This window comes from Jannaschia faecimaris, assembly GCF_900107415.1.
GTDB classification, from domain to species: Bacteria; Pseudomonadota; Alphaproteobacteria; order Rhodobacterales; family Rhodobacteraceae; genus Jannaschia; species Jannaschia faecimaris.
Window position 1 is genome coordinate 1 of the sequence record NZ_FNPX01000010.1, and the last position, 24215, is coordinate 24215.

Annotated in this window: 27 protein-coding genes; 14 read left to right on the plus strand and 13 right to left on the minus strand. The window is 62.8% G+C overall.

Annotated elements, in window-relative coordinates; all coding sequences use genetic code 11:
• Nucleotides 1–84: 84 nt before the first annotated feature.
• From BLV27_RS11475 to fabD, 13 genes are all read right to left on the minus strand, one after another.
• On the minus strand, nt 85–702 hold the full coding sequence (locus BLV27_RS11475) for a TetR/AcrR family transcriptional regulator (RefSeq protein ID WP_092646078.1): 618 nt from the start codon (nt 700–702) through the stop codon (nt 85–87).
• Nucleotides 695–1567 (minus strand): polyphosphate kinase 2, encoded by an 873-nt coding sequence (gene ppk2 / locus BLV27_RS11480; RefSeq protein ID WP_092646080.1) that lies wholly within the window; start codon nt 1565–1567, stop codon nt 695–697. The genes BLV27_RS11475 and ppk2 overlap by 8 nt, the downstream gene beginning before the upstream one ends.
• Before the next feature lie 179 nt (nt 1568–1746).
• Entirely contained in the window at nt 1747–2724 is a 978-nt protein-coding gene (locus BLV27_RS11485) for an alpha/beta fold hydrolase (RefSeq protein WP_092646082.1), read from the minus strand.
• Nucleotides 2699–3613 (minus strand): homoserine O-succinyltransferase, encoded by a 915-nt coding sequence (locus BLV27_RS11490; RefSeq protein ID WP_092646084.1) that lies wholly within the window; start codon nt 3611–3613, stop codon nt 2699–2701. The genes BLV27_RS11485 and BLV27_RS11490 overlap by 26 nt, the downstream gene beginning before the upstream one ends.
• 31 nt (nt 3614–3644) lie before the next feature.
• Nucleotides 3645–4499, minus strand: coding sequence for an ATPase (locus BLV27_RS11495; RefSeq protein ID WP_092646086.1), 855 nt, complete (start codon nt 4497–4499; stop codon nt 3645–3647).
• The gene (locus BLV27_RS11500; protein ID WP_092646088.1) at nt 4496–5413 is read right to left on the minus strand and encodes a DMT family transporter; all 918 of its coding nucleotides are present in this window, start codon (nt 5411–5413) and stop codon (nt 4496–4498) included. The genes BLV27_RS11495 and BLV27_RS11500 overlap by 4 nt, the downstream gene beginning before the upstream one ends.
• 106 nt (nt 5414–5519) lie before the next feature.
• Nucleotides 5520–6569 (minus strand): OmpP1/FadL family transporter, encoded by a 1050-nt coding sequence (locus BLV27_RS11505; RefSeq protein ID WP_244504633.1) that lies wholly within the window; start codon nt 6567–6569, stop codon nt 5520–5522.
• 262 nt (nt 6570–6831) lie between these two features.
• Nucleotides 6832–7692 carry a DMT family transporter gene (locus BLV27_RS11510; RefSeq protein ID WP_092646092.1) on the minus strand — a complete coding sequence of 287 codons (861 nt, stop codon included), beginning with the start codon at nt 7690–7692 and terminating at the stop codon, nt 6832–6834.
• A gap of 5 nt (nt 7693–7697) precedes the next feature.
• Complete coding sequence (gene ccmE, locus BLV27_RS11515; RefSeq protein WP_092646094.1) at nt 7698–8153, minus strand: cytochrome c maturation protein CcmE; 456 nt, start codon at nt 8151–8153, stop codon at nt 7698–7700.
• The gene (locus tag BLV27_RS11520; protein ID WP_092646096.1) at nt 8154–8963 is read right to left on the minus strand and encodes a glutamate racemase; all 810 of its coding nucleotides are present in this window, start codon (nt 8961–8963) and stop codon (nt 8154–8156) included. It lies immediately after the preceding gene.
• 97 nt (nt 8964–9060) lie between these two features.
• Nucleotides 9061–9294, minus strand: coding sequence for an acyl carrier protein (locus BLV27_RS11525; protein WP_092646098.1), 234 nt, complete (start codon nt 9292–9294; stop codon nt 9061–9063).
• A gap of 155 nt (nt 9295–9449) precedes the next feature.
• Entirely contained in the window at nt 9450–10187 is a 738-nt protein-coding gene (gene fabG, locus BLV27_RS11530) for a 3-oxoacyl-[acyl-carrier-protein] reductase (protein WP_092646100.1), read from the minus strand.
• Nucleotides 10188–10200: 13 nt separating this feature from the next.
• The gene (gene fabD / locus BLV27_RS11535; protein WP_092646102.1) at nt 10201–11139 is read right to left on the minus strand and encodes an ACP S-malonyltransferase; all 939 of its coding nucleotides are present in this window, start codon (nt 11137–11139) and stop codon (nt 10201–10203) included.
• Between the two features lie 145 nt (nt 11140–11284).
• On the opposite strand from fabD, the gene BLV27_RS11540 reads away from it, so the two are divergent.
• From BLV27_RS11540 to BLV27_RS11600, 14 genes are all read left to right on the plus strand, one after another.
• Entirely contained in the window at nt 11285–12511 is a 1227-nt protein-coding gene (locus BLV27_RS11540) for a cytochrome b/b6 domain-containing protein (protein WP_092646104.1), read from the plus strand.
• A gap of 76 nt (nt 12512–12587) precedes the next feature.
• Nucleotides 12588–13199 carry a holin-associated N-acetylmuramidase gene (locus BLV27_RS11545; protein WP_092646106.1) on the plus strand — a complete coding sequence of 204 codons (612 nt, stop codon included), beginning with the start codon at nt 12588–12590 and terminating at the stop codon, nt 13197–13199.
• On the plus strand, nt 13190–13696 hold the full coding sequence (locus BLV27_RS11550; RefSeq protein WP_092646108.1) for a holin family protein: 507 nt from the start codon (nt 13190–13192) through the stop codon (nt 13694–13696). The genes BLV27_RS11545 and BLV27_RS11550 overlap by 10 nt, the downstream gene beginning before the upstream one ends.
• Nucleotides 13697–13775: 79 nt before the next feature.
• Nucleotides 13776–15746, plus strand: a complete 1971-nt coding sequence (locus BLV27_RS11555) for a heme lyase CcmF/NrfE family subunit (protein WP_092646110.1) — start codon at nt 13776–13778, stop codon at nt 15744–15746.
• A complete protein-coding gene (locus BLV27_RS11560; RefSeq protein ID WP_092646112.1) occupies nt 15743–16198 on the plus strand; it encodes a cytochrome c-type biogenesis protein in 456 nt (151 codons plus the stop codon). Before BLV27_RS11555 ends, BLV27_RS11560 begins: the two co-directional genes overlap by 4 nt.
• Before the next feature lie 162 nt (nt 16199–16360).
• Complete coding sequence (locus tag BLV27_RS11565; RefSeq protein WP_092646114.1) at nt 16361–16870, plus strand: DUF2087 domain-containing protein; 510 nt, start codon at nt 16361–16363, stop codon at nt 16868–16870.
• Nucleotides 16871–16930: 60 nt separating this feature from the next.
• Entirely contained in the window at nt 16931–17707 is a 777-nt protein-coding gene (locus BLV27_RS11570) for an enoyl-CoA hydratase-related protein (protein ID WP_092646116.1), read from the plus strand.
• Nucleotides 17708–17842: 135 nt separating this feature from the next.
• Nucleotides 17843–19099, plus strand: a complete 1257-nt coding sequence (gene fabF / locus BLV27_RS11575) for a beta-ketoacyl-ACP synthase II (RefSeq protein ID WP_092646323.1) — start codon at nt 17843–17845, stop codon at nt 19097–19099.
• Between the two features lie 20 nt (nt 19100–19119).
• Entirely contained in the window at nt 19120–20292 is a 1173-nt protein-coding gene (mltG, locus tag BLV27_RS11580; RefSeq protein ID WP_092646118.1) for an endolytic transglycosylase MltG, read from the plus strand.
• A 251-nt stretch (nt 20293–20543) separates the two neighbouring features.
• The gene (locus BLV27_RS19770; protein ID WP_244504634.1) at nt 20544–20909 is read left to right on the plus strand and encodes a hypothetical protein; all 366 of its coding nucleotides are present in this window, start codon (nt 20544–20546) and stop codon (nt 20907–20909) included.
• Entirely contained in the window at nt 20830–22173 is a 1344-nt protein-coding gene (locus BLV27_RS11585; RefSeq protein ID WP_425283657.1) for a DNA-packaging protein, read from the plus strand. The genes BLV27_RS19770 and BLV27_RS11585 overlap by 80 nt, the downstream gene beginning before the upstream one ends.
• A 96-nt stretch (nt 22174–22269) precedes the next feature.
• A complete protein-coding gene (locus BLV27_RS11590; RefSeq protein ID WP_092646122.1) occupies nt 22270–23421 on the plus strand; it encodes a phage portal protein in 1152 nt (383 codons plus the stop codon).
• On the plus strand, nt 23418–23651 hold the full coding sequence (locus tag BLV27_RS11595) for a GTA head formation protein, RCAP_rcc01685 family (RefSeq protein ID WP_092646124.1): 234 nt from the start codon (nt 23418–23420) through the stop codon (nt 23649–23651). Before BLV27_RS11590 ends, BLV27_RS11595 begins: the two co-directional genes overlap by 4 nt.
• Before the next feature lie 9 nt (nt 23652–23660).
• The gene (locus BLV27_RS11600) at nt 23661–24188 is read left to right on the plus strand and encodes an HK97 family phage prohead protease (RefSeq protein ID WP_092646126.1); all 528 of its coding nucleotides are present in this window, start codon (nt 23661–23663) and stop codon (nt 24186–24188) included.
• The last annotated feature ends 27 nt before the right edge of the window (nt 24189–24215 follow it).

Consider the following 24215-nt stretch of genomic DNA (forward strand, 5'->3'; position numbering starts at 1 on the left):
AGGGGGAAATTGTAACAATTCCCTCCTTCTCCGTTTCGGAAACACTCTGGGGGTGCGTGGGCAAAGACCCCGTCAGGGCGCGATTCAGGAATCGGGCTCGATCAAACCCAGGCCGCGCAGGTAGATGCCGATGCCGGATTCCAGCAGGTCCTCGGGTGGGAACGGCGTGTTGCCGCCGGGATTGCCCCGCGCGAACAGCTCCACCACGCCATGTGACATTGCCCAGATATGCGAGGCAAACATCGTTGCCGGGGGCCGCCGGTCGGCCGGAATGTGTTGCGACAGGTCTTCGGCGGCCTTCTCCAGAATCCCGCGGGAGCGTCCGACCGCGCGGCTAAGTTCGGGGGTCGCGTGGCGCGACAGGCCGGATTCGAACATCGCCATGTAGTGGCCGGGATACTTGCGCGCAAACGCCAGGTAGGCGCGGCCCGTTGCTCCGAACGCAGCCAAGGCGGAGGGCTGTCCGTCGCGATAGGCGAATTCCATCAGGTCACCGAAGATCGCGTGACCCTGAAGGGCGCATTCGATGATGAGCTGTTCACGCCCTTCGAAGTGACGATACACGGCGGCGGGGGTCACCCCAGCCTGCTTCGCGGCCTCGGACAGGGTGAAACCCGTCGGTCCCTTCTCGGTGATGAGCGAGAGGGTAGCATCGACAAGCGCCTGCCTCAGGTTCCCATGATGGTAGCCGCGCTTAGGCACCGGCCAACCACAACTCGGGGCCGCCGGCGATCTTGGCGTCGATCTTCAGTACGGCATCATCGCGACCGGCATAATCCACCTGCGCCAGAACGCTGCGGATGGCGTTGAGGCGGGCGCGTCGCTTGTCGTCCGAGCGGACAACGGTCCAGGGGGCAAACCCCGTATGGCTGCGCGCAAAGGTTTCGGAAATCGCGTCCGTATAGGTGTCCCATTTGGCCAAGCCCTTCACGTCGATCATCGAAAGCTTCCATTGCTTGAGCGGGTCGTCTTCCCGCGCAAGGAAGCGGCGCAATTGCTCGGCGCGACCGACATTCAGCCAAAGCTTCACGAAGGTGATGCCTTCATCGACCAGCATCTGCTCGAACGCGGGCAATTGGCCGAAGAACGTCTCTCGCTGCTCGGGGGTGCAGAAGCCGAATACATGTTCGACCACCGCACGATTGTACCAGGACCGATCAAATAGCGTCATCGTTCCGGCAGTCGGCAGGTGCTGCACGTAGCGCTGGAAATACCATTGCCCGGCCTCGGTCTCTGTCGGTTTTGACAGGGCGACCGTGTGGGCGATGCGGGGGTTCAGGTTCTCGCGGAAGCGCTTGATCGTGCCGCCCTTGCCAGCGGCGTCGCGACCCTCGAAGACCACGGCGATGCGCGCGCCGGTCCCGTGAACCCAAGACTGGCACTTGACCAGTTCGATCTGGAGCGCGTCCAGCTCCGCCTCGTAGGTGTCCCGGTCCATCCGTTTGTCATAGGGATAGCCCTCGGCCAGTATGTCCTTCTTGCCGCCCTCTTCGATCAGGTCGCGAATACCCTGAGGGGCCTCGTCCTCGAAGAACCGGGTGATGGCGGCGTCAAAGGGTTTGGGCATCGGTCTCTCCTGTTGGCCACGACTTGCGCAGGCTGGGGGTGGCGCGTCAACGGGCGCGGCGCGCGCCGTGACCGACAACGGTGCACACGGACAACTCAGGCGGCGCAAACGCCTCTGCTTGGAGACGATACATCTCAGCAGGCATTGCCCAAATTGCCTGACCCATCAAGCGATCGTAGTCATTCGGCACGGGCGGCCGCGCGGTCGACGGCGGCTATGGTCGCCTCCGGATCGACGTGATGGGGCATATGTCCCACGCCATTCAGCATGGTCAGACAGCCATTGGGGATCATGTCGATCAGAACACGGGCATGGATGTCAGCGGGTACGATGGTGTCGTCGGTGCCGTGGATCATCTCGATCGGAAGGGTCAGCGTGGAATAGCGTTTTTCCATTTCGATGATGTGCGGCTTCAGCCCGTTCACCTGCCGTGCGTTCGACCGCAGGGAGTCGCGACGCAAGGTCAACTGACCGCCGACATGATCAAAATACCCCTCGGGCATGGGGTCGGGTGCGAAGATGGCCTTGGTGATCGCGCGCAGGCGGTCCTGACCGACGGTCGCTGTCAGTAAGGGCACCGCCAACGCCCCGCCGGGGGCGGAGGCATTGACTGCATACAGAGGGCCAAGACCGCCTTTCCATGTGTTCGATGCAGCACTCAACAGGACCAGCGCGCGCGCCGGGTGATCCAGCCCCCAGGCCAGCGCGATGGTTCCGCCGAAACTGTGCCCGAGGACGAGCGGCGTGCTTTCAGCGATCTCGGCATGGGCGCGGGCCAGCAATGCTGCCTGCTCTGCCGGGCTTTCAGAAGCGCTGGTGAAGGGTGTCGCGTATTTCGGGTGGGTATGGCCGGTATAGCCGAGACCGGGCCGATCGAAGGCGATGCAGCGATAGCGATCGGACAGGCGGCCCATCAGGTCGAACGTGAATTCGCGGGAATTTCCCGACGCCCCGTGCAGCATCACAAGGTCGGGGCCGGTGCCACGAATGACGGCGTGAACCGGCACGCCGTCCACATCCAGGATTTCGCCTTCCGGGGGATATGCCGCTTCAAACTCCGCCTCGCGGGCGGCGACCCGCCTTTCGATGGCGTTCCCACCAAGGGCGGCGATTATGGAGGCCAGCCCGCCCCTAGCGGCCAATCTGCGAGAGATCATAATGCGTTGTCTGATATATCTGGTTGATCCAGTTACCATATAGGAGGTGCGCGTGACTTCTCCACCGGTTGAGCGGTTTCCGACTGGGATCGTCACCGGGGTAGTAGTAACCAGGCACGTTGACGGGCGTGCCGCTCGCGATGTCACGCTCGTATTCCTTTTGAAGCGTATCGCTGTCGTATTCGAAGTGGTTGAAGATATGGATTGCGCGGTGCGCGCCGTCTTCGATCAGGCAGGGCCCTGTTTCCTCGGACCCGAGCAGGACCTTCATGCCCGCCGCTTCAACCGCGTCACGGCGGACCTCGGTCCAGCGCGATACCGGGATGACGCATTCGTCCGAAAATCCGCGCAGGTATGGGGATGCAGGATCCTCGTTCTGGACCTTGAAGCAGCCGAAATGCTTGTGATCCAACAGGTGCTTCTCGACCCCGTGGAAATGCCACGCCATCGCCATCCCGCCCCAGCAGACGCCGAAAGTGGAGTGCACGTTGGTCTGCGTCCAATCCATGATCTCGCGCAGTTCGTCCCAATAGGTGACCTCCGAGAACGGCAAATGCTCGATGGGGGACCCTGTGATGATGAAGCCGTCGAACTTCTGGTCTTTCACGTCCTGAAACGGGCGGTAGAAGGCATCCATGTGGATCGGGCTGGTGTGGCGCGATTGATGCTCGGTCATGCGGATCAGCGTCAGATCGATCTGGAGCGGTGTGGCACCGATCAGTCGGGCAAACTGTGTCTCGGTCGTGATCTTCATCGGCATCAGGTTCAGCAGGCCGATGCGAAGCGGGCGGATGTCCTGCCGGTGGGCCTGATCCTCGGACAGCACCATGACTCCTTCGCCGTCAAGAACGTCATAGGCGGGCAGGTCGCGGGGTAAGGTGATGGGCATTACGGTTTCCGGCTTTGAGCAGACGCGTGAATTAGGCCTTGCGGGCGGCTTTGCCAATGCCTTCTGAGATCAGCGCCATCACATCGCTGGCATCGCGCACGGTGGCGACGTCGACGGCCTGTACGGTTATGCCCCAGTTGCGCGCCATCGCGGCATAGCGCGGATGACGTGCCGTAATCGCGTCGCGATATGTGGCGGTGGCGAATTCATTCGGGTCCACGTCGTCGCCCCCGTGGGTTTCCCATTTCGCATTCAGGAACTCGGGGCGGTAGCACATGGGCTTGGGGGCCTTGGCAAAGCGCGCGACCAGGGTCTCGACGTGATCGGGCGTGCCTTCGATCCAGACGGGCAGGGTGTTGGCGGCCAGCGTGGCCATCACTTGGTCCTCGGGGTTGTCGGGGTCGACCACTTCGCAGATGGAGCCACCGGTGTCGCAGACAAAGTTGTCATAGCCGTAGATTTCGCGCGCGCGCTCGATGAAATGCGGCGTGTCAAGCAGGGCATTGACCTCGGCCCGGTGGTGCAACTCCTGCCGGCGGGCGTATTCCTCGAACGGCAGGCCGCCCTTGGACGTGGCACCGGGCTGGCCCAGGAAAGTCGACAGCGGGCTGAGGTTTTCGAACGTCATGTTCGGTCCGATGTAAATGCTATCGGTCCGAAGAAGTTGCGCCAGGAAGGGTTGCCTCATGGCATGACGCTTCAAGTTGTCGTTGATATGTTCGCCCAAGTATCCTGTGCCGATACGGTAATCGATGGAAAAGTGAAACCAGTCGCCCGAGCCGCGCAGGATCTGGCTGATATGCGTTTTTCCGAGGCCGGACATGCCGAACAGGGAAATGCGCTTGGCGGTGGCCTGGTTCCAGGCGTCTGGGGTGTCGTAGATCATGGACCGGGCGTAACGCTCCGGCGGAAGACGCGCAATATGCGCCCGTCCATAATGCCAAGGCCACAGGCGAGCAGGGCAAACCCCAAATAGACGTTGGGCGACAGAACCTCATCGCGCACCCAAGCCCCCAGAAGGATGGCAACAGGGGCCACCAAAAGCGTGCTAAGCATGGTGTTCCCGCTGCCCGCCATAGCAAGAACACGGAAATACAGAAGATAGGCAATGGCCGTCGCCGCGACCGCGTAATAGCCGATTGCAAGCCATGTCGCCGGATCGTGCGGCAGGACCGGTCCGTCAACCAGGAGCGCTGCGGGGATCATCAACAGGCTGGAGCCGGTGAGCATGCCGGCGGCCGAAACCTCGGGGTCCAACCCCTGTAGTTTCACCCGCCCCCAAACTCCGGCCAGCGCATAGAAAACCGTTCCGGCCACGACGGCCAGTTGCGCGGCGGAGCGAAGGTCCAATGCCGTCAGGTTTTCAAGACCGATCGCCGTCGCGACGCCGAAAAACCCAAGGCCGACGCCGACCGCGCGCCGTCTGGTTAGCCGTTCATCCGCCAACAAGAGGGCCGCGACCAGAACGCCGAACACCGCCGTGCCCGCGTTGAGGATGGAGGTCAGCCCGGTTTCGATGTGCAACTGACCCCAGGCCATCAGGCTGAACGGCAAGGCGTTGTTGAGGATACCCATCACCAGCAACGCGCCCCAGATGCGCGGATCACGCGGCACCGCAAGACGCCGCATCGCCACCCAGCCCCAGAGGACCAGTGCCGCAATGCCGACGCGGTAGGCGACCGAAGTCACGAAAGAGATTTCGTCCAGCGCGGTGCGGATCGCAAGGAAGCTGCCGCCCCAGATCAAGGCCAGAAGCGCCAGTGCGACCCAGGCGCGGTTGGGGATGTCGCGTGTGCTCATAGGCGCACCGTTAGACCGCAGCGTGTGACGGGGCCACCCGGAAGTTGTGCATACGAAAAACGCCCCGCCGGTGAGGGCGGGGCGTCAAACTTGGATCACACGTGGATCAGAAGCGATAGCCGATCTTGAAGCCCACGCCGATAAGCGAGTTGCCGTCGAAGTTCGCTCGGGCGACATTGGGCGGGTTGGTTTTGGGACGGGCGTCGCCCAAGCGGGAGTAGTTGATGCCGCCCGAAATCTTGACCGCGTCCGTCACCTGATAGCTGCCGGACAAGGTGATGCCATAGCGGCCATCGGTCGGACCCAGTGGCGATACGAGATCATCAGGACCACCATGCGAATAGTTCAGGGAGACAGCGCCCGAAAACTGATCGTTGAAACGGCGACCCACGCCGATCGTGTAGTCCCGTGCGGTGTCGATATCAGTCAGGCTCGTCCCGCCGAGGAGGCGCGGGCGCACCTTCGTCACCGTGTAGTCGGCGTAACGGAACGACGCAAAGGCCAGCGTGTCCTTGGCAATGCCTGTCTGGAACGAGATGTTGATGGCTTGGGGTGTCGTCACCGGCGTATTTGTAACGCCGGCCGCGAAGTTTTCGGTGGTGCGCAGGTCGTGGTCGATTTCGGAGAAATACGTCACTGCCAGCCGTAAGGCGATCTCGGGGATCTCGTAGGCTGCGCCGACTTGGTAACCGTAGGATAGATCTTTCTCGAAGTTCGGTGAGTAGCCGCTGCGGCCAACCGGAAATGGTCCCCCATAAGCCAAACCATCAAGCGTCACCTTGGCAGCCAAGGTCTGTGCACGCATGCCACCATGCACGCTGAAGCGATCGTTCAGCTTGTAGCGAAGCATGCCCGTCACGGAAGTCGTGTTCACCAGCGCGGAGGTGCCGCCCAGAACCGGACTGGCCGCCGAGTACTGGATGTCCGCACCATAGGGCTGATCTACGATAATCGCGAAGGACAGCTGATCGTTGATCTGCTGTTTATAGGCCAGGCTTCCCTGAATAAAGCTGTCTGCGACTTCACCGGTGGCCACGCCGGCTTGATCAACGCCATCGACCGACGGGCTGACATAGCCGAAGCTAAGCTCGGCGACCGTGCCGGTTTCAAAAATGATGTCGATGTTCTGACCCGAGCGGTCGAGGCCGCCGGCCATGGCGGTCCCGCTGCCTGCGATCGTAGCCACGACGGCGAGAGTGAAACGGTTCATCTTGGTGTCCTCTTCCCTGGAACGACCCCGGTTCGCGGGGCGATGTGCGGCGACGATCGAACCTCCTCAGATCGACAACCGCGTGCTGGAGTGGACGTTTATTGGCATGTAGCATCTGGTCAAATCTGACCCTACGTCACGGAATAATGACCATACGTCAGGCCAAGAAATATGACCGTAATGCAACATTTTTTCACGTACAAAGGCATCAGGCGCGACGGGACAGCCGCAGATTGGCCCATGCCGCCGCGAAAACGATTCCCCCGCCAAGCAGGACCATCGGCTCCAACGCCTCGGCAAAGAATACCGCCCCGATCATAGCGATGAGCGGTAGGCGAACGAAGTCGATGGGCATCACCGTCGACGCCGGGGCAAGGCGGAGCGCGTTCGTCAGGCACCAATGCGCACAAAGACCGGCCAGACCAATCAGGATGACCCAGGGCGCGGTCGTCGTCGTGGGCAGTGCGATGTCGCCGTCGTAGCCTGCGGTGATCAGCCCGAAAAGCAATTGGAGGGACGTCAGCCAGAACAGGATGCCCGTCACCGTCTCGTTACGCGTCAGGCGGCGTGTCAAAAGGTTGGTCAGGGCGAAGAATACTGCAGCCAGCGCGGCCCAAAGCAACCCGATCGACATCGTCCCGGAAAAAGGCTGGGCCACCAGAACGACCCCGGCGAAGCCGACGGCGGCCACGGCCAGCTGGACACGGCGCACCGTCTCGCCAAGTATCAGGGGTGCGAGCACGAGAACCCAGAGCGGTGATGTGAATTCAAGCGCGAAGACCTGCGCCAGCGGGGCCAGCGTGATCGCCAGGAACCAAAGGTTCTGGCCGGTGAAGTGGGTCATGTTGCGCAGGACCTGCATCGGCAGGTTGCGCGTCGTGATCTGACGCCACTTGCCCGTCGAGAAGGCCAGTGTCAGCACGACCAATATCCCCACACAGGAGCGGTAGAGCATGATCTCGAACGTATCGAGCGAGGTGCTGACGGCGCGGCCCGCGACGGCCATGGAGGTGAAGCTCAGGACGCTGCCGACCATCCATGTCGCAGCGCGCAAAGTGTCTGATTGCATTCCCGTCAGCTCTCGGGGGTCGCATCCGGATCGACGTAGGTGCCCTGTTCCTTGAGTGCCTCGATCACTTCCTTGGGCATGTAAGTCTCATCATGGCGGGCGAGGATTTCAGTCGCTTGAAAGGCCTGTCCGTCAAAGCGACCCGTGCCGACCATCCCTTCACCTTCCCCGAACAGGTCGGGCAGTACGCCGGTATAGCTGACAGGGATCGAAGCACCGCCGTCGGTCACCCGAAATGTGATCTCGGTACCTTCGCCGCGCACCAAGCTGCCTTCCTCGACCAGGCCACCGATGCGGAAAACCTCGTTCGCGGGGGGCGGGTTCGCGGCGATTTCGCTTGGCGCGCGGAAGAAGTTGAAGCTGTCCTGCGAGGCATAGATCATCAGGGCGGTCGACCCGGCAAGGGCAACGGCCGCCAAGGCGAGAACCTGTATCCGGCGGGTTTTCTTGAGCGATCTCATCTACGCAGCCTCGAACGTCAGGGGGCGGCGCAGGAATTGCGTCGCGCGGGCCGAGACCAGTTCCGGGTCGCCTGTCGTGAACATGCGCGACTGGCCACCCCGCTCCATCTCGGGCCTACGGGACAGGTAGTCGTTCAAACTCGCCGCGACAACGTCCGCCTGGCTGAAGACGGTCACGTCTTCGCCAAGGGCCCTCTGAAAGGCGTCCTGCACGATTGGATAATGCGTGCAGCCCAGGATCGCAGCCTGTGGCGTGGGCATCTTGCGTTTGAGCGCGTCAACATGGCTGCGAACCATCGCCTCGGCCAGGATCATATCGCCGTCCTCGATCGCGTCGACCACGCCGGCGCAGGCCTGCGCTTCGACATCGACGCCGATCGCGCGGAAGGCCAGCTCCCGCTGAAACGCGCGGCTTGCAACGGTGGCGGGCGTGGCGAACAGGGCCACCTGGCTGATCGCGACTTCGCGCGGCGGGGAATTGTCGCCCCAGTTGCGTTCGGTCAGTGCCTCGATCAGGGGGACAAACACGCCAAGCACCCGTTTGCCTTCGGGCACGCCTGCCTCCTGCATCCGGCGCAGGGCGGCGGCGGAGGCGGTGTTGCAGGCCAAAACCACCAAGTCGCAGCCTTTGTCCCACATGTCGTGAACGGCTGCCTGCGTCAGGTCGTGGATGTTGTCCATTGTCCGCACGCCGTAAGGCGCGTGGGCATTGTCGCCATAATAGGTCACCGCAAGATCCGGGCGCGCGCGGGTCACCGCATCCCAGATGGTCAGTCCGCCCAGTCCACTGTCAAAGATGCCGACGCTCATGTCTCGTGCCTCGTGTTCTCGCGGAGCCTATCACTTGTGCGCACATGCAAAAAGGCACCCCGTGGGGTGCCTCTGCAATCCTCGATCCGAAAATGGATCAGGAGTTGCCTTTGATGAAGCTGACGGCGTCACCAAACGTCTGGATCGACTCGGCGGCATCGTCAGGGATTTCGATCCCGAACTCTTCCTCGAATGCCATGACCAGCTCGACTGTGTCCAGCGAGTCGGCACCAAGATCGTCAATGAATGACGCGTTCTCGGTCACCTTGTCTTCTTCGACGCCCAGGTGTTCGACGACTTTCTTGCGGACGCGGTCCTCGATGTCGCTCATATCTCTACCTCATCTCGTGGCCCCTGGGGGCGAATGTGCATGACCGTGACCCCATGCCGGGTTGCCCGATCGTCCGGGCTGCGGGGTCCCCCCCGAATAGGTGTGCCGCCTATATCACGGGCGACTTGGATGGCAAATCTTTTGTCCGGTCGCGGTCAAAGCATTGCCATGCCTCCGTTCACGTGGATCGTGGCCCCCGTGACGTAGGCGGCTTCGTTCGACGCAAGATAGGCACAGGCGGCGGCGATTTCACCGGCTGTCCCCATACGACCGGCGGGAATCTGGTTGTTTATCTTGTCTTTCTGGTCGTCGGTCAGCTTGTCCGTCATCGGCGTTGCGATGAAACCGGGGGCAACCGTGTTGACCGTGATGTTGCGGCTGGCCACCTCGTGGGCGAGCGATTTGCCCATGCCGACCATGCCCGCCTTGGAGGCGGCGTAGTTTGCCTGACCGGGATTCCCTGTCGCACCGACGATCGAACTGATGTTGATGATCCGGCCCCAGCGCGCTTTCATCATGCCGCGGAGCACACCCTTGGACAGGCGGAAGGCGGATGTCAGGTTGACGTTGATGACCTCGGCCCATTCATCCTCGGACATGCGCATAAACAGGTTGTCGCGGGTAATGCCGGCATTGTTGATCAGTATATCGACACTGCCCATCGCCTCGGCCGCCTGCTTGGGCAGGGCGTTGACGGCTTCGGCGTCACCCAGGTTGCAGGGCAGGACATGCGCGCGGTCGCCCAATTCGGCCGCAAGCGTATTCAACGGATCCTCGCGCGTGCCCGACAGGCCCACGGTTGCGCCCTGCGCGTGAAGGGCGCGCGCGATTTCCGCACCGATGCCCCCAGACGCGCCGGTGACAAGCGCGCATTTCCCATTCAGATCAAACATCTGCGGACCTTTCTTAAAGTTCTTCTTTCGCGGCCACGACATCGGCGGCAGTTCCAACGGACCGGGTCGCGATGGATTTTTCGATACGGCGGATCATGCCGGACAAGGCCTTGCCCGCGCCGATCTCCCAGATTTCGGTCACGCCCAGTTCAACCATGCGGCCCACGCTCTCGCGCCAGCGGACGGAGCCGGTGATCTGGTCGACCAGCAGGGATCTGATCAGTTTGCTATCGTTGACCGGACTGGCCGTGACGTTGGCAATGACGGGCACGCTCGGTGCCTCGATCTCTACATCGTCCAGCGCCTCGGCCATGACCCGCGCGGCGGGTTTCATCAGGTCGCAATGAAACGGCGCAGATACAGGGAGCAGCATCGCGCGCTTGGCCCCCTTTGCCTTGGCAATTTCCAGCGCGCGGTCAACGGCTTCCTTGTGCCCCGAGACGACCACCTGACCCGGATCGTTGTCGTTGGCGGCCTGGCAGACCTGACCCTGTGCGGCTTCCTCGGCGACCTCCTTGGCATCCTCGAACCCGAGGCCCAGCAGGGCGGCCATCGCGCCCACGCCAACCGGAACGGCGCTTTGCATCGCTTCGCCGCGTATACGAAGCAGCCGCGCGGCGTCGGCGATCGTCAGGGACCCGGCGGCGACGAGCGCGGAGTATTCCCCAAGCGAATGCCCCGCGACATAGGCGGCGTGTTCGGACACGATGATTCCTTCGGCCTCCAGCGCGCGAAGGGCGGCGATGGACGTGGCCATCAGCGCGGGCTGCGCATTGCGGGTCAGCGTAAGTTCGTCGGCGTCGCCCGACCAGATGAGGTTCGAAAGGGACTCGCCAAGGGCGCTGTCGACTTCCTCAAAGACGGCGCGCGCGGCTGGATAAGCCTCGGCAAGGTCTCGGCCCATGCCGATGGCTTGCGCGCCCTGACCCGGAAAGACGAATGCTCTGCTCATGTGTTCCCCCTCAATATCAGGCCGGTTTAGCTATGCGGCAGGGTTATGTGAACCCTGCACGGTGTTTGTGCGCTGGTCGGGGATGGCAATGTGCCAGCCCGCTTTTAGGACTGTAACCAATACGATCACACACAAGGTGCTTTTAATGCCGCGCAACACCAACGCAACCAATACGACGTCCAGCTATGGCTGGGTCGAACGTGCTTTTCATTGGGCAATCGCGCTTTTGATTGTAACGGCCCTCGTCCTGTCCAAGGTGGCCGAGGAAATTGGCACCGGGACCGATGCTGAACTCGCGCAGAAGGTCTGGGTCTATTCGTTCCACAAGACGATCGGTGTGTCGGTCTTCTTCGTGGCGGTGGGGCGTATTCTCTGGGCCGTGTCGCAACCGCGTCCGCGCCCGTTGCACCAAGGTTGGGAGGCGCAACTCGCGGCTGTCGTGCATTGGATGCTCTATTCGTCGCTGGTGCTTGTTCCGCTGCTGGGTTGGACGGCGCACGCCGCGTCCTCGGGATTCGCAGAGATATGGTGGCCGTTTGGCCAGGGACTACCCGGTATCCCGAAGAGCGCAGAGCTGTCCGAGACGCTGTTCGGTCTGCATACGGTTTTTGTCATATTGCTGCTCGGATCGCTGATTTTGCACATATTGGGTGCGATGAAGCATGCGGTTCTCGACCGGGACCAGACTTTCGCGCGGATGTGGAACGGCACCGATCCGGGGGCCCTAGCGGGCGACCGTGGCCATGCACTGCCATTTGTCGGCGCGATGATGATCTGGGGCTTAACGCTGAGCGTGGGCCTCTTCCTGATCCCCGGCGAGGAGCAAGCCGGTGCAAGTGAATCGGCGCAGGCCGACGTGCCGTCAGTTGCCGCCGAAGCCGCCGACTCGAACTGGACGGTCGAGGAGGGGACGCTGTCGATCACCGTCACGCAACTGGGCAGTCCGGTGACAGGAAGTTTCAAGGACTGGCAGGCAAACATCGACTTTGACGAAACCCCCCGTGCGGATGGTACGAACGGAACGGTCGAAGTCTCGGTCGCGACCGGATCGCTGACGCTGGGGTCGGTTACGGGGCAGGCTACAGGAGAGGAGTTCCTTGCGGCCGGGCAATTCCCGACGGCGCTCTATGCCGCCGTTATCCGGCCGGACGGCGACGGATATATCGCCGATGGCCGACTGTCGCTGCGTGGAGCGGACGTCGCACTGCAGATACCGTTCACGCTCGCGTTCGAAGGCGACACGGCGACAATGGCCGGGCAGGCCGCGCTGGACCGGCGGGACTTTGGAATGGGCGAGACATATCCCGACGAATCCAGCGTCGGATTCGGGGTCAAGCTGGATATCGAACTGACGGCGGTGCGCACGCAGTGACGGTTGGCTAAATAACTCGTTAACTGCTCCGCCCGACCTTCCGAGGCTCACGCAACTGAGCACGGGAGGTCGGGCCATGCAGTCGGTTCGTGCCATCGCAGAAGAAATCGTCGCCCGTGAGGGCGGCTATGTGAACGACCCCGATGATCCGGGCGGGGCCACCAATCATGGCGTCACGATCCACACGATGCAGGGTCTGGGCCTTGATCTGGATGGGGACGGGGTCGTTGGCACGGGCGACGTGCGCGCGCTTACACGGGACCGCGCCGTCGATATTTTCGTCGAACACTATTTCTACCGTGTCCGCATCGACGTTCTGCCCGAGCCGTTGCAGGCGACGGTTTTCGATATGCAGGTGAATTCCGGGTCGAACGCGGTGAGGATACTGCAACGTCTGCTGCGGCGGATGGGGCAAAACGTGGCGATCGACGGGCGGATCGGACCGAAGACGGCAGCCGCAGCGCGTGCCGCGGTTGAGGAAGCGCCGGATCATATAGTCGATGCTTACGGCATTGCGCGTCGGAACTGGTACTATGCGCTGGCCGACGGGCGACCATCGTCGCGAAAATACGCACGACGCCGGGATGGCGGGAAGGGCGGCTGGATTACCCGCGCGGAGGAGTTCATCGCGCCCAGATTTCACCTGACGGAGGCCGAGCATCGCGCGCGGACCGCGAAATGGGCCTGATCCGGGGTTTGACCGCCGGGTCGGGCGCGGTGGAGACGCTGGGCCGGGCGGCGCAGGGTATCGCGGAGGTTTTCCATCCCAACGCCACCGAGGGGCAAAGGATGGGACATGCGGCACAGCAGGCAGCACTGGCGCAGTTGAGCGAGGAATTCGACATGCCAGCGCGGGGCTGGTTCGACCGGTGCGTGGACGGCCTGAATCGCCTTCCGCGCCCAATGCTGGCGTTGGGGACTCTGGGCCTGTTTGTCTACGCAATGGTGGATCCGGCGGGGTTCGCGCGCCGGATGGAGGGGCTGGCTTTCGTACCTGATCCGCTCTGGTGGTTGCTGGGCGCGATCGTGGGGTTCTATTTCGGCGCGCGGGAGCTGCATTACGTGCGCCGCGTGCCGCCGACCCCGCGTCCAGCGGCGTTGCATTCGTCGTGGCACGCTGCGGATGAAGAGACCGTAGCTGAGGTGAACCCCGCGCTTGGCGAATGGGCGGCCGCGCGCGACTGACGCAGAATTGACCGTCTGTTCCCGCGACCCCGCGACGCGCCCCATTGGCGCGGTCGCGGGGTTGGCGTAAGTGAAGGGCATGATCGTAGAGCTTGGACATTTCGCCCTGATCGTGGCCTTTGCGGTCGCCATCGTTCAAACCCTTGTTCCCCTGATCGGGGCCTGGAAGGGATGGAGCGGGTGGATGGCTGTCGCCACGCCCGCCGCCACGGCGCAGGTGGCGCTGGTCGCCTTCAGCTTCGCGGCGCTGACCTACGCCTTTGTGACGTCGGATTTTTCGCTGAAGTTGGTGGTGCTGAATTCGCACACCGACAAACCGATGCTCTACAAGGTGTCGGGCGTGTGGGGGAACCACGAAGGGTCGCTGCTGCTTTGGGTGCTGATTCTGGCGCTGTTCGGGGCTGCGGCTGCGTGGTTCGGCGGGCAATTACCGGCGACGTTGAAGGCCCGAGTTCTGGCCGTGCAGGCCAGCGTGGGCGTCGCCTTTTATGCCTTCATTCTGTTTACGTCGAACCCGTTCGTCCGGCTGGAGGTGCCGCCGTTCAACGGTGAGGACCTCAACCCGCTGCTTCAGGACCCAGGTTTGGCATTCCACCCGCCGTTTCTCTACCTCGGCTATGTCGGCCTGAGCATGGCGTTCAGCTTCGCCGTCGCTGCCCTGATCGAGGGGCGGGTTGATGCCGCGTGGGGGCGTTGGGTGCGGCCCTGGACGCTGGCGGCTTGGCTGTTCTTGACCATTGGCATCGCGCTTGGCTCTTGGTGGGCCTACTATGAGTTGGGCTGGGGCGGGTTCTGGTTCTGGGATCCGGTCGAGAACGCCTCGTTCATGCCTTGGCTGATCGCCGCGGCGCTGCTCCATTCCGCGATCGTCGTGGAAAAACGCGAGGCGCTGAAGGCCTGGACGATCTTATTGGCGATCCTGGCGTTCGGGTTTTCGTTGATCGGGACATTCATTGTACGCTCGGGCGTTCTGACGTCTGTGCATGCCTTTGCCAACGATCCGGAGCGAGGTGTGTTCATTCTTGGCATCCTTGGGTTCTTCACGGGTGGTGCACTGCTTCTTTACGCCGTTCGTGCGCCGGTGATGCAGGCCAAGGGCGTGTTCGGCGTCGTCAGTCGGGAATCGGCCCTGGTGGTGAACAACCTGTTGCTGGCGGTGTCTTGCTTCGTGGTCTTTATCGGCACCATCTGGCCTTTGGTGGCGGAGTTGATGTTCGACCGAACACTGTCGGTGGGGCCGCCGTTCTTTGACGCTGCGTTCACGCCGTTTGTCATCGCGTTGGCGGCGATCCTGCCGCTCGGGTCGATCCTGCCTTGGAAACGGGCGCGCGCGAAAACGCTACGGGTCATGATGCCGGTTCTGGTTCTGGCCTTGGCGGTGATGGGTCTGGTCTGGTCTATGCAAACGGGTTATTCCTTGGGCGGGCCACTGGGCGCGGGTCTGGGTGTCTGGCTGGTAGCTGCGGCGGCGGTCGATCTGGCGACGCGGACCGGACGGGGCCGCTGGTCCGAGCGTCTGAGCCGCGTAACACGTTTGCCAGGGGCCGACTGGGGCAAGGCACTGGCGCACGGTGGGCTTGGCATCACGATCTTCGGGGTCGCCGCCCTGACCGCCTGGCAACAGGAGGAGATCGCCATTCTGAACATTGGCGATAAACTGACGGTTGGGCGCTACGAAGTTGTTCTCAATGACGTGACGCGAGTACAGGGGCCGAATTACTTCGCAACGCGTGCCGACCTGACCGCTTACGAGGACGGACGGACGCTGGGCCATCTGTTCCCTGAGAAACGCGTGTATCCGGTAGCGCAGATGCCGACGACCGAGGCGGGAATCGACAGCGGGATTGCTCGCGACGTCTATGCGGTGATCGGGGACGCGCAGACGGGCGGAGGATGGGCAATCCGGGTCTACATCAAGCCATTCGCCAACTGGATCTGGGGCGGCGCGATCATAATGGCGCTGGGCGGCGCGGTGTCGCTGTCGGACCGCAGGTATCGTGTGGCGGCCGGAGCGCGCAAGATGCCGGCGGGCGGGGTGCCGGCGGAATGAGGGCCTCGCTGATTTGTGCGATGCTTTTCCTGGCGACACCGGGCTTTGCCGTCGAGCCGGGCGAGGTTCTGGACGACCCGGCGTTGGAGGAGCGCGCACGCGACCTGTCAAAGGGCTTGCGCTGTTTGGTTTGCCGCAACGAGTCGATAGACGAGAGTAACGCCGAGCTTGCGAGGGAACTGCGCGTTCTGGTGCGGGAGCGGCTGACCGAGGGGGACAGCGATCAGGAGGTCATCGACTATCTGGTTGCGCGCTATGGCGAATACGTCCTGCTGGAGCCGACCAAGGGCGGGTCCAACCTGATCCTCTGGATTGCGCCGCTGGCGCTGTTACTGCTGGGCGGGGCAGTCGCGGCGTTTGCCGTCACACGGCAGCGTCAAGCGCAGGACGGGCTGAGCGCCGACGAGGAAGCCCGGCTGAAAGTCCTGTTGGACGAGGAACCGCGGGCCTGATATCACTGCCCCACGGTCCGCAGTTCACCAAGGCGCCGCCGGGCAAATGCCCATGCTGAACCTGCATTCGAATCTGATCCATGATGATCCCATCCGTCATCCGACGGGCATTGGCGGCCACCTGACTCCCCGGTGGAGTGTGATGACGGCAGGAGAGATATCATGCCTAGGGATGCAATCCCCATTTTGGTCGAGGACGTGAGCCTGTTTGCGCGCAGCCTGCGCAGCCAGTTATCCGGGGAGACCACGCATCAGACGATGCTGAACACCGTGGCGCGGGCTGCGGGCTATCGCAATTTCCAACACCTGAAGGCCGCACATGGTTGGGCGGAGAAGGAGGCCGAAGTCCCGCCGAACCTCGCACTCGTGCGGCGGGCCCGCGCCAGATTCAATCCGGAAGGATTGTTCATCGGTTGGCCGGCCAAGCGTAGCCTTCGTACGCTGTGTCTTTGGCCGATCTGGGCGCGTTTGGACCCGAAGGCGGTTCTGACCGAGCGGGAAATATCGTCTGTGATCCATGGCCTTTGCACATTCCGCGACGCCGCCGGGATCCGCCGTGAAATGGTTGGTGAGGGGATGCTGACGCGGACGCTGGACGGCAGCGAATACCGCCGCGTGAACCGCAAGCCTGACCCGACGCAGCGCGCACTGATCCGTCTGGTTCTGCCGTGAGGTAGCTCTTCCCCCGGGCCGCGGCCCGCCCTAGGATCGCGGCAAAATGGGAGGCCCGACATGGACTATGAGACGATCCGCCTGAGCACGCGCGACAACGTCGCCGTTCTTACCCTGCACCGTCCGGATGTGATGAACGCGCTGTCCACCCAGATGCGCGCGGAAATCCTGCACGCGGTGCATGTGGCCGAAGACTCGGCGCGGGTGCTGGTGATGACGGGCAAAGGCCGGGCGTTCTGCTCGGGTCAGGATCTGGGTGACCGGGCCAACGTCAACAACCTGAACCTGGAGCGGACGCTGCGGGATGAGTACGAGCCGATGCTCAAGGCGATTTTCGACTGCGCCATTCCCACCATTGCCGCGGTGAATGGCCCGGCGGCGGGCGCGGGGGCAAACTTGGCGCTGGCCTGCGACGTGGTGATCGCCACCGAGTCGGCGGTATTCTTGCAGGCCTTCACGCGCATCGGCCTGATCCCTGACGCGGGCGGAACCTATTGGTTGCCGCGCCAGATCGGTATGGCCAAGGCGATGGGGGCCGCCTTGTTCGCCGAGCCGGTCAGCGCCCGCCAGGCCAGCGATTGGGGTATGATCTGGGAAGCGGTACCGGATGGGGAGTTCGAGACCGTCTGGAACGAGCGTGCGGTGCACTTGGCGAATGGCCCATCGCTGGCCTATCGCAACGTGAAGCGCGCGATCCGGGGGTCGTTCGACAATAGTCTGGACGAGCAACTGGCGCTGGAGGCGAAGTTGCAGGGTGAAGCTGGCCACTCGCGCGATTTCAAGGAGGGCGTAATGGCGTTTCTGGAAAAGAGGCCAGCGAAGTTCGAAGGGCGCTAGGGCCGGCTGTCTCTGCGGGCCTGAGAGTCGTGCTCCCCGGAGTATTTGAAAAGCCGGGAAAGACCCTGTGTCTTGAGGGGCGGGTGTCTGCCGTGTATCAGGCGCGGAAACGAACTGGAGTTTTGGCCGATGCAAATGCGCCGCGTTGTTGTAACGGGACTTGGAATGGTGACGCCTTTGGCCTGCGGGGTCGAGGAGACTTGGACGCGTCTGCTTGCCGGCGAGTCTGGTGCAGGGCCGATCACGCGGTTCGATGCGGGTCATCTGGCAACGACCTATGCTTGCGAAATTCCGCGTGGCGATGGCACCGCAGGGACTTTCAATCCCGACGATTGGATGGCCCCGAAAGAACAGCGCAAGGTTGATGATTTCATCTTATACGGTATGGCGGCGGCTGTGCAGGCGGTCGAGGATTCCGGGTGGAAGCCTGATGATGACGAAGGTCAGTTCCGGACCGGCGTGATGATCGGTTCGGGAATCGGCGGGCTTTCGACGATTGCCGAGACAGCCATATTGCTGAAGGAACGTGGGCCTCGGCGCGTGTCGCCCTTCTTTATCCCGTCGGCGTTGATCAACCTCGTCTCGGGCCAGGTGAGCATCCGCTACGGATTCAAGGGGCCGAACCACGCGGTGGTCACTGCCTGCTCGACCGGGGCCCATGCCATCGGCGACGCATCGCGTCTGATTGCCTTGGGTGATGCGGACGTCATGGTTGCGGGCGGCGCCGAGAGCCCGATATCCGAGATCGGCATTGCGGGTTTCAACGCCTGCAAGGCACTGTCGACCAAGTGGGGTGACGACCCCAAGAAGGCATCCCGTCCCTATTCCGACGACCGCGACGGGTTCGTTATGGGCGAGGGGGCCGGCGTCGTCGTCTTGGAAGAGTACGAGCATGCCAAGGCGCGGGGCGCGAAAATTTACGCCGAAGTGACGGGCTACGGGATGTCTGGCGATGCCTATCACATCACCGCACCTGCGGAGGATGGCAATGGCGCTGAGCGTTCGATGCGTGCCGCATTGAAATCGGCGAGGATCACGCCGGCGGACGTAGATTATATTAACGCGCATGGCACCTCCACCATGGCCGACACGATCGAACTGGGCGCGGTGGAGCGGATGATGGGCGACGCGGCCACCGGGGCGACAATGTCGTCGACCAAATCAGCCATCGGGCATCTGTTGGGCGCGGCGGGTGCCGTCGAGGCGATTTTCTGTATTCTTGCGCTGCGAGATCAGGTGGCACCCCCAACGCTGAACCTGGACACACCGGCAGTGGACACGAAGATTTCGCTTGCGCCGAAAGTGGCCGAGAAGCGCAAGATCGACGTGGTGCTATCGAACTCCTTCGGGTTTGGTGGCACAAACGCATCGCTTGTCATGGGCAAGATTTAACTTCGAGGCACAACCATCTGATGTGGAAGCATATTGCAGCCAACGCCCTGACCCTTGGTGTGGTTCTGATCGCCTGTCTTGCGGGGATCGTACAGTTAGGAAAATCCAAGTGGGCCGAGCCGGGACCGCTGACCGAGGCGACATTTTTTGAGGTGCCGCGCGGGGCTTCGATGCGCGGCGTATCGGAGGATTTGGCAGCGGCGGGTATCATATCGTCGGGCAGTGTCTTTCGCATCGGCACGAGGTACACAGAGCGCGCTGGTGATCTGAAGTTCGGGACTTACGAGATACCGGCCGGTGCATCTATGCCTGAAGTGCTGGATATCGTTACCGCTGGTGGCCCGTCGGTCTTCCCCTATTCGGTGACTTATCTCGTGCGCCAAAGGGGGCCGGAAATCCGTGTTCGAGAGCGTATTCCGGGGCAGGAAGAAGCAATCGAGATCGCCACATATCAACCTGGCGTGGATGACGTCCCTGAGGAATACACGGCACTGATCGAGCGTGGCGTGCCGATTGTCTGGCGTGTGTCGGTAGCGCCGGGCCTGACGTCCTGGGATGTGGTCGATGCGTTGAAGGTGGTGGATTTCCTGGAGGGCGGGGATGATCTGCCGCTGCCGCCAGAGGGGACGTTGGCCCCGGATACCTATGATGTGGTGAGTGGGTCGAGTGTTGAAGATTTGGTGAGCCGTATGCGGTCGGCGCAGGAGCGAATCCTGGCGGATGCCTGGGCAAGTCGTGTGCCGGGGCTGCCAGTGGAAACGCCGGAAGAGGCGCTGATCCTGGCATCTATCGTCGAGAAAGAGACCGGTGTGCCCGAAGAGCGTCGGACGGTCGCAGGTGTTTTCGTCAATCGCTTGAACCAGGGTATGCGACTTCAGACAGATCCGACGGTGATCTATGGCATCACGAACGGGCAGGGTGGGCCGCTGGGCCGGGGCATACGCGCGTCGGAACTGCGTGCGGCGACACCTTACAATACCTATGTCATTGACGGTCTGCCGCCGACACCGATTGCAAATCCGGGAGCAGCGTCGATCCGGGCTGCGTTGAACCCTGAGGAGACGAGCTTTGTCTTTTTCGTTGCCGACGGATCGGGTGGGCACGCCTTTGCAGATACGCTGGCCGAGCATAACGAGAACGTGGCAGAATGGCGCGCGATCGAAGCGGCGCGGGGTGCCACCTCGGGTAACTGAGGTAAGTTGGTTGATTTGGCGAAGGGCCGTCCGGTGGGCGGCCCTTTGGTGTTTCTATAGATTTTATTTGAAATCAGACGTTTGAGGAAATTCTCCGATCCCGGTCGAATTTGTGTTGACCCGGCGCGCGCTCAAAAACATCTTTGATCCAAGCTGGAGGAGATGGGCGAGGCGAACCGGGGAACCGGGCGACTTCGAACCATTTCCCATCGTGCGGACCGGGTCACTTACACCTGCGCGGAGCTGACTACATGGAAGAGCAAATCGTCGAACCCTTGGGCAAGGATTCACCGGAGGGGTTCAAATCACGCGTCGAAGCGGCCTTGGCAGGCATGGAGGCGCTACGGCAAACGGTACAACGAAAACTTGGCGAACTGAACGCAATGACCGAGGACGAATTGAAGGCAGCCGATTTGACGGCGCTTCAACGCGACCTGGGCAAGGCGGTGACATTGGCCGTACTTGAAGAAGGGAAGGTGTCTGATGCCTTACGACAGCAGACGGGCGGAGGTGGACTCGACCTCGACGCGGCACGCGCTGCGATACGGGGGCGTCTCGATAGCATCCGCGCCGCGAGCGATCCGGGAAGCGTTTCTGGAGTCGCTGAGCGAGAATGAATTGCAGGCCTTGCCCTATCTCTTCGAGTTTTGGGCCTTGGACCATCAGTTGCCACCACAAGAGGATTGGCGGACATGGGTGATCCTGGGTGGACGGGGCGCGGGCAAAACCCGCGCCGGCGCGGAGTGGGTCAGAGATCGGGTCGAAGGCTCCCGCCCGTTGATGGCCGGAAGCGCGCGACGCGTGGCGCTGGTCGGCGAAACCTATGATCAGGTACGGGATGTTATGATCGAGGGGGAGAGCGGCATCTTGCGATGCTCTCCCCCGGACCGGAAGCCGCAATGGAAGGCAGGCCAGCGCAAGCTGGTCTGGCCGAACGGAGCCGAGGCGCAGGCGTTTTCGGCGCATGACTTCGAGGCCCTGCGTGGCCCTCAGTTCGATGCCGCGTGGGTGGACGAACTGGCGAAGTGGAAACGACCGCAGGAGGCCTGGGACATGTTGCAATTTGGGCTGCGATTGGGCGACCGGCCGCAGGTGGTAGTGACGACGACGCCCAAGAACGTGGACGTATTGAAAGATATCCTGAGCAGAACATCTACCGTATCTACCCACGCGGCGACCGAGGCCAATCGCGCCAATCTGGCGCGCGGCTTTCTGGAGGAGGTCATGGAGCGCTATGGCGGCACCCGTCTGGGCCGTCAGGAATTGGAAGGTTTGCTTCTGGAGGACATCGAGGGAGCGTTCTGGACGACACCCGTTCTGGATGCGTTGCGGGTGGACGATGTCCCGACGTTTGACCGCGTGATCGTCGGTGTGGACCCGGCGGTTTCGTCAAAAGGGACATCCGACGAAACCGGGATCGTGGTCGTTGGCGCGGTTACGAAAGGCCCCGTGAAGGACTGGAAAGCCTGGGTGCTGGAAGATGCGACGGTGTCCGCAGCTTCGCCGACGGACTGGGCCAAGGCTGTGGCAACGGCCTATGAGCGATGGGGTGCCGACCGCGTCGTGGCAGAGGGCAACCAGGGCGGAGACATGATCGAAGCGGTGTTGCGGCAGGTTACGCCGACGGTGAGCTATCGCAAAGTGATGGCGCGACATGGCAAGGGCGCTCGGGCCGAGCCGGTTGCCGCGCTTTATGAGCAGGGCCGGGTACGGCACCGCAGGGGCCTGGGTGAGTTGGAAGACCAGATGTGCCGGATGTCGGTCACCGGATACGCGGGACGCGGATCGCCGGACCGAGTGGACGCGCTTGTCTGGGCGCTGTGGGCGGCGTTGCTTGACCCGGCGCTTTCAAGGGCTGGACCGCGGATGCGTCAACTCTGAACCTGCGCAAACGCGGCGGAATTGAAGACATTGAAACGAACGAGTGAAGGGCCCCCGCAAGGGCCCTTTTCTTTTGGGCAGACGGAAGGACGGACGATGTTCGGATTCAAACGGAAGGCCGCGGCGCAGGTGCCGGAGGCGAAAGCCTCGGCCACGGGGCGACTGGCGGCGATGGGTGCGGCCGGACGCGCCGTCTGGTCGCCACGTGACACGGGCACGTTGATGCGGCTGGGCTTTTCCGGGAATCCCGTGGGGTTTCGGGCGGTCAAGTTGATCGCGGAGGCGGCGGCGGCGATGCCGTTGGTGTGTTCGGATAGCGACGGACGCATGGATGTTCACCCGGTTCTGTCGCTATTGGCACGCCCAAACGGGGCGCAGGGCCGGAGCGAGTTCCTGGAGACTGTGTTCGGGCAGTTCCTGCTGTCGGGAAATGTATACGTGGAAGCGGTAGGGGCGGGCGGCCTGCCGGCGGAACTGCACGTGCTGCGGTCGGACCGGATGGCAGTGGTGCCCGGGGCGGATGGCTGGCCGGTTGCCTTCGACTACACCGTGGGAGGGCGCACGCATCGGTTTCGGGTCGGTGAAATCTCGCCGATCTGCCACATCCGGGCGTTCCACCCGCAAGACGATCACTACGGCCTGTCGCCCCTGTCGGCAGCGGCGGGGGCGGTTGACGTGCACAACGCGGCGTCGCGCTGGTCGAAAGGTTTGCTGGACAACGCGGCCCGGCCCTCGGGAGCGATTGTTAACTCGGGCGAGGGACTGACGCAGGAGCAGTTCGACATGCTTTCGGCGGAGATGGAGGCGCAGCACCAAGGCGCGCGCAACGCCGGGCGTCCCATGCTGCTGGACGGGGGGTTGGACTGGAAACCGATGGGATTCAGCCCCAGCGATATGGAATTCCAGAAGACAAAGGAGGCCGCGGCCCGCGAGATTGCGATGGCCTTCGGAGTGCCGCCCATGATCCTGGGGATTCCCGGTGACGCGACCTACGCCAACTACGTCGAAGCGAACCGGGCGTTCTATCGCCTGACGGTCGTGCCGCTGGTCGCGAAGATCTGCGACGGACTGGCCCATTGGATCGGCAGGCATTCCGGCGCGCCGGTATCCCTGACCATTGACCGCGACCGGGTACCCGCCTTGCAGGCCGAGCGGGATGCGGAATGGGCGCGGATCGCGGGGGCGAGATTCCTGACAGACGTCGAGAAGCGCAGGATGCTTGGACTGCCGCCATTGGAAGACGCATGAGCTTGGCGCGCAGCGGAGGGTCGCGGTTTCTGTACGATCCGTTCGATGCGGCCAACGCGCGGATCGATGCCAATGAACGGGTTTTGCAGGAGCGCTGGGACGCACTCACGTTCCGTTTGGAGCAGATCGAGGGGACGCTGGAGCGGCTGGAGAAGCGGCTTTGGCTGGCGGTAATGGGCGTAGCGGGGGCTGTGTTGGCGCAGGGCGTCAACTACCTGATTTCATTATAGGAGGGGCCTATGGGTCTGGAACGTAAGTTCGTGCAGGGGGATGCCCCCGTGCGTCTTGAGGATGGCTCCTGCGTTGCGGGATACGCATCGTGGTTCGGGGTGGAAGATACCGGTCGAGATATCGTGCAAGCAGGTGCCTATTGCGACAGCCTGGCGCGGATGTCGGTCGAGGGCCGGCGGGTCAAGATGCTTTGGCAGCACGACCCTACCCAAGTGATCGGTATCTGGGACGAAGTGCGCGAGGACGCGCGGGGCCTGTTCGTCAAGGGCCGCCTTTTGCCGGGCGTCGAGAAGGCGCGAGAGGCGGCGCAGCTGATCGAGGCGGGCGCGCTGGACGGGTTGAGCATCGGATACACGGTCAAACGGGCCGGGAAAGACAGTCAGGGCCGCAGGCTTCTGAAGGAACTGGAGCTTTGGGAAGTGTCGTTGGTGACCTTCCCAATGCTGCCCAGTGCGCGGGTTGGGACCAAGGCAGACCCTCTGCGTGAAATGGCGCGGGCGATCCAGTCCGCGCGTCTTGAACTGGCGCGCGACTGACGCCGCCGATCCCAACGGAAAGGAACA

What these genes read in the sequence shown, in the direction of transcription:
- BLV27_RS11505 (WP_244504633.1), bottom strand. Translation starts at nt 6,569, where the DNA reads ATGGCCGGCGGCCTCGACCGCTCGGGTCAGAACATCGACATCATTTTT.
- ppk2 (WP_092646080.1), bottom strand. Translation starts at nt 1,567, where the DNA reads ATGCCCAAACCCTTTGACGCCGCCATCACCCGGTTCTTCGAGGACGAG.
- BLV27_RS11520 (WP_092646096.1), bottom strand. Translation starts at nt 8,963, where the DNA reads ATGAGCGTCGGCATCTTTGACAGTGGACTGGGCGGACTGACCATCTGG.
- BLV27_RS11600 (WP_092646126.1), top strand. Translation starts at nt 23,661, where the DNA reads ATGGGTCTGGAACGTAAGTTCGTGCAGGGGGATGCCCCCGTGCGTCTT.
- fabD (WP_092646102.1), bottom strand. Translation starts at nt 11,139, where the DNA reads ATGAGCAGAGCATTCGTCTTTCCGGGTCAGGGCGCGCAAGCCATCGGC.
- BLV27_RS11500 (WP_092646088.1), bottom strand. Translation starts at nt 5,413, where the DNA reads ATGAGCACACGCGACATCCCCAACCGCGCCTGGGTCGCACTGGCGCTT.
- fabF (WP_092646323.1), top strand. Translation starts at nt 17,843, where the DNA reads ATGCGCCGCGTTGTTGTAACGGGACTTGGAATGGTGACGCCTTTGGCC.
- BLV27_RS11490 (WP_092646084.1), bottom strand. Translation starts at nt 3,613, where the DNA reads ATGCCCATCACCTTACCCCGCGACCTGCCCGCCTATGACGTTCTTGAC.
- BLV27_RS19770 (WP_244504634.1), top strand. Translation starts at nt 20,544, where the DNA reads ATGGAAGAGCAAATCGTCGAACCCTTGGGCAAGGATTCACCGGAGGGG.
- BLV27_RS11545 (WP_092646106.1), top strand. Translation starts at nt 12,588, where the DNA reads ATGCAGTCGGTTCGTGCCATCGCAGAAGAAATCGTCGCCCGTGAGGGC.
- BLV27_RS11560 (WP_092646112.1), top strand. Translation starts at nt 15,743, where the DNA reads ATGAGGGCCTCGCTGATTTGTGCGATGCTTTTCCTGGCGACACCGGGC.
- BLV27_RS11555 (WP_092646110.1), top strand. Translation starts at nt 13,776, where the DNA reads ATGATCGTAGAGCTTGGACATTTCGCCCTGATCGTGGCCTTTGCGGTC.
- BLV27_RS11540 (WP_092646104.1), top strand. Translation starts at nt 11,285, where the DNA reads ATGCCGCGCAACACCAACGCAACCAATACGACGTCCAGCTATGGCTGG.
- BLV27_RS11525 (WP_092646098.1), bottom strand. Translation starts at nt 9,294, where the DNA reads ATGAGCGACATCGAGGACCGCGTCCGCAAGAAAGTCGTCGAACACCTG.
- BLV27_RS11550 (WP_092646108.1), top strand. Translation starts at nt 13,190, where the DNA reads ATGGGCCTGATCCGGGGTTTGACCGCCGGGTCGGGCGCGGTGGAGACG.
- BLV27_RS11565 (WP_092646114.1), top strand. Translation starts at nt 16,361, where the DNA reads ATGCCTAGGGATGCAATCCCCATTTTGGTCGAGGACGTGAGCCTGTTT.
- BLV27_RS11485 (WP_092646082.1), bottom strand. Translation starts at nt 2,724, where the DNA reads ATGATCTCTCGCAGATTGGCCGCTAGGGGCGGGCTGGCCTCCATAATC.
- BLV27_RS11510 (WP_092646092.1), bottom strand. Translation starts at nt 7,692, where the DNA reads ATGCAATCAGACACTTTGCGCGCTGCGACATGGATGGTCGGCAGCGTC.
- fabG (WP_092646100.1), bottom strand. Translation starts at nt 10,187, where the DNA reads ATGTTTGATCTGAATGGGAAATGCGCGCTTGTCACCGGCGCGTCTGGG.
- BLV27_RS11590 (WP_092646122.1), top strand. Translation starts at nt 22,270, where the DNA reads ATGTTCGGATTCAAACGGAAGGCCGCGGCGCAGGTGCCGGAGGCGAAA.
- mltG (WP_092646118.1), top strand. Translation starts at nt 19,120, where the DNA reads ATGTGGAAGCATATTGCAGCCAACGCCCTGACCCTTGGTGTGGTTCTG.
- ccmE (WP_092646094.1), bottom strand. Translation starts at nt 8,153, where the DNA reads ATGAGATCGCTCAAGAAAACCCGCCGGATACAGGTTCTCGCCTTGGCG.
- BLV27_RS11495 (WP_092646086.1), bottom strand. Translation starts at nt 4,499, where the DNA reads ATGATCTACGACACCCCAGACGCCTGGAACCAGGCCACCGCCAAGCGC.
- BLV27_RS11570 (WP_092646116.1), top strand. Translation starts at nt 16,931, where the DNA reads ATGGACTATGAGACGATCCGCCTGAGCACGCGCGACAACGTCGCCGTT.
- BLV27_RS11595 (WP_092646124.1), top strand. Translation starts at nt 23,418, where the DNA reads ATGAGCTTGGCGCGCAGCGGAGGGTCGCGGTTTCTGTACGATCCGTTC.